At 45.2% G+C, this 3383-nt stretch carries 4 protein-coding genes and 1 pseudogene; 2 read left to right on the top strand and 3 right to left on the bottom strand.

All coding sequences use genetic code 11. The features are described from left to right. Together B3182_RS13695 and B3182_RS13700 are read left to right on the top strand one after the other, a co-directional pair. Positions 1 to 182 (top strand): annotated as a pseudogene (locus B3182_RS13695) (sensor histidine kinase); the annotation flags it as partial. Further along, on the top strand, positions 175 to 843 hold the full coding sequence (locus B3182_RS13700; protein ID WP_292355948.1) for a response regulator: 669 nt from the start codon (positions 175 to 177) through the stop codon (positions 841 to 843). The pseudogene B3182_RS13695 and the gene B3182_RS13700, both read left to right, overlap by 8 nt. A 16-nt stretch (positions 844 to 859) precedes the next feature. Here the strand turns inward: B3182_RS13700 and ahpF are convergent, their stop codons facing one another. The 3 genes from ahpF to pqqA all read right to left on the bottom strand — a co-directional run. Then, entirely contained in the window at positions 860 to 2431 is a 1572-nt protein-coding gene (gene ahpF, locus B3182_RS13705) for an alkyl hydroperoxide reductase subunit F (RefSeq protein ID WP_292753127.1), read from the bottom strand. Between the two features lie 139 nt (positions 2432 to 2570). After that, a complete protein-coding gene (gene ahpC / locus B3182_RS13710; RefSeq protein WP_104934625.1) occupies positions 2571 to 3137 on the bottom strand; it encodes an alkyl hydroperoxide reductase subunit C in 567 nt (188 codons plus the stop codon). A 177-nt stretch (positions 3138 to 3314) separates the two neighbouring features. Then, positions 3315 to 3383: pyrroloquinoline quinone precursor peptide PqqA (gene pqqA, locus B3182_RS13715; RefSeq protein WP_292753141.1), on the bottom strand; the 69-nt coding region annotated here is incomplete at its 5' end.

The following is a 3383-nucleotide window of genomic DNA, read 5'->3' on the forward strand; positions in this document are numbered from 1 at the left end:
AAGCCAAACGTGACAGCTTCAATCAGCATATGGGTGTAGGTTTATTGGGAATATCGGAACGCGTGAATGCTTTGGGCGGTAAAATCACCATGGATATCCAGAGCAAAGGCGGATTGAAACTGCTCATCAATTTACCGGTTAATCCAAAACCTGCACCGACAACGGAGCACCCGCATGTCTGAAAAATCGATTCAAATCCTGTTAGTTGATGACCATGCCATTGTGCGTGAAGGTTACCGCTCGCTGTTACAAAAACAACCCAATTTAACTGTAATAGCGGATGCCCGTGATGCTGCTGAGGCCTATCAGAATTATAAAACCTTCGAACCTGATGTGGTCATTATGGATATTTCCATGCCGGGACAAAGTGGTCTGGAAGCCATTTCACGCATCAGACAATATGATGGTCAGGCACGTATTCTGGTGTTCAGTATGCATCAGAATCCCAGCTTTGCATTACAGGCGATTCGAGCTGGTGCACTGGGGTATGTCACCAAAAGCAGCGATCCGACTTTGTTAATACATGGAATTTATCAGGTCTATGAAAACAAACTCAGTCTCAGTCCCGACGTGGCACAGGCATTGGCCGTAGAAAAACTGGGACAGGATAAAGCGAGGCTGGATGATTTAACGGTCAGAGAATTTGAGATTTTACGACTGTTACTTGAGGCCAATAATAACCAACAAATTGCAGACATTCTGAATATTAGTCCGAAAACTGTATCGAATTCACATTACATTATTAAACGAAAACTGGATGTGAATTCGGATATTGAACTCACCCGCCTCGCCATTCGCATGAAGCTATTAAACTTGCGCGATTTGATTGACGAGGCGGAATGAATTCAGCTTTCGTGGATTAGGCGGCTTTATCCTTATCATCAAACTCATTACGAATCAGATAATCAAAAGCACCCAGAGCTGCTCTGGCGCCTTCGCCCATTGCCATAATGATCTGCTTGTATGGAATGGTCGTCACATCACCGGCAGCAAAAACACCCGGCATTGAGGTGGCACCGTGAGAGTCAATTTCAATCTCACCGTATTTACTCAATGTGAGCGTGTCTTTTAACCAGTCGGTGTTGGGCAACAACCCAATCTGCACAAACACCCCAGCCAGCTCGACATGATGTGATTCCTCAGTTGCACGATCTTTATAATTCAGACCGTTCACTTTCTTGCCATCGCCAGTAATTTCGGTGGTTTGCGCACCAATAATTACCGTTACATTATTCAGACTGTGCAGTTTTTTCTGCAATACCGCATCGGCTTTCAGCTGATCGGCATATTCGAGCAGGGTTACATGTCCAACAATACCGGCCAGGTCAATTGCAGCTTCGACACCGGAGTTGCCGCCGCCGATTACCGCAACATGTTTACCTTTAAATAACGGACCATCACAGTGAGGGCAATAGGCAACGCCATGACCACGGTATTCTGCTTCACCCTGCACGCCCAGCTCACGCCAGCGGGCACCAGTCGCAATGATGATTGACTTACTGGTCAGAGTGGCACCGCTTTCCAGTTCCACTTCAAGCATTTTGCCTTTCTGACTTAATTTGTTGGCGCGCTGTAACTTCATCACGTCTACTTCATATTCCTTCACGTGTTCTTCAAGTGCAGCGACCAGTTTTAGCCCTTCGGTCTCTTTGACTGAAATAAAGTTTTCAATCGCCAGGGTATCCATTACCTGGCCACCAAAACGTTCAGCCACGATACCGGTACGAATTCCTTTACGTGATGCATAAATTGATGCAGAAGTACCAGCCGGTCCGCCACCAATAATCAATACATCATAGGGGTCCCGCTGACTGATTTTTTCTGCTTCACGTTTAATGGCACCCGTATCCAGTTTGCCGATAATTTCTGCCAGGCTCATACGGCCCTGACCGAATACCTCACCATTCAGGTAAACAGTCGGCACTGCCATAATCTGACGTGCTTCGACTTCTTCCGGATACAGTGCACCATCAATCATGGTGTGATGAATATTTGGATTCAACACCGCCATCAGGTTAAGCGCCTGTACCACTTCAGGGCAGTTCTGGCATGACAAGGAAATATAGGTTTCAAATACAAACTCGCCATCAAGCTGTTTGATTTGTTCAATCACTTCAGGCTCGGTCTTCATCGGATGCCCGCCGGTGTGCAGCAATGCCAAAACCAGTGAGGTAAACTCATGGCCCATCGGGATGCCGGCAAAACGGATTTGCTCCTGCCCTTCAGGCTGTTTAATACGGAATGAAGGTTTACGTGCATCGTTATCGGCATCAGAAAAGCTGACTTTGTCTGACATATCAGCAATTTCCACCAGCAACTCACGCATTTCCAGAGATTTTTTGCCATCATCCAGTGAGGCAATGATCTCAACTGGACGTTGCAGATTCTGCAGATAAGTTTTTAATTGCGCAGCAATATTAGCATCCAACATAAGGCACCTGCCTGTCTAAAATTCTATAAAGTATTTGGGTGATGTCCGGGCCGATCGGCCCGGACACACTGATCCAACGGATCAAGAATTTCGTAAGAAGTTGTCGTTAAATTAAACGACAACTTGCTTCAGATTTTCTTTAGATTTTGCCAACCAGATCCAGAGATGGTGACAAGGTTTCTTCACCTGGCTGCCATGAAGCTGGGCATACTTCACCATCATGTGAGGCAACATATTGAGCAGCCTGGATTTTACGAACCAGTTCTTTTGCACTACGGCCAATGCCAAGATCGTGAACTTCGCACACTTTGATCACACCTTCTGGGTCGATAACAAATGTGCCACGCAGCGCCAGACCTTCTTCTTCAATCATGACTTCAAAATTACGGCTGATAGCACCGGTTGCATCACCAAGCATTGGGAAGTTGATTTTCTTGATGGTTTCAGAAGCATCGTGCCATGCTTTGTGTGTGAAATGGGTATCAGTAGATACTGAGTAAACTTCAACGCCCATTTCCTGCAGTTTCGCGTAATGGTCGGCCAAATCACCCAGTTCAGTCGGGCAAACAAAGGTGAAGTCAGCTGGGTAAAAGAATACTACTGACCATTTACCTTTCAGATCAGCATCAGTAACAGGTATGAATTCGCCTTTGTGAAATGCAGTGGTTTTAAATGGTTTAACGGTTGTATTAATCAAAGTCGACATGGTCTACTCCTTGTTGATTGTCAAAAGCGACAATCGTCATTCTATGGCTCGATGATGCAACGGTCAAACAACTTAATTCTATTAATATAATCGGAATAAGCGATTGCAATACAGTCTTAATGAAAAAAGCCCCTGAAGCTAAACTTCAGAGGCTTTTAAAGTACGTTTGAACCGATATTAACGGTTGCAGATGTACATGGTTACTTCAAAACCGAAACGCATATCTGAATATTCTGGTTTAGTCCA

Origin of the sequence: Methylophaga sp. UBA4204, assembly GCF_002379485.1 — a bacterium.
Classification (GTDB): Bacteria; Pseudomonadota; Gammaproteobacteria; order Nitrosococcales; family Methylophagaceae; genus Methylophaga.

Bases quoted from the DNA above. Each gene is read 5' to 3' on its own strand.
- B3182_RS13700 (WP_292355948.1), top strand. From the start codon at position 175: ATGTCTGAAAAATCGATTCAAATCCTGTTAGTTGATGACCATGCCATT.
- ahpF (WP_292753127.1), bottom strand. From the start codon at position 2,431: ATGTTGGATGCTAATATTGCTGCGCAATTAAAAACTTATCTGCAGAAT.
- ahpC (WP_104934625.1), bottom strand. From the start codon at position 3,137: ATGTCGACTTTGATTAATACAACCGTTAAACCATTTAAAACCACTGCA.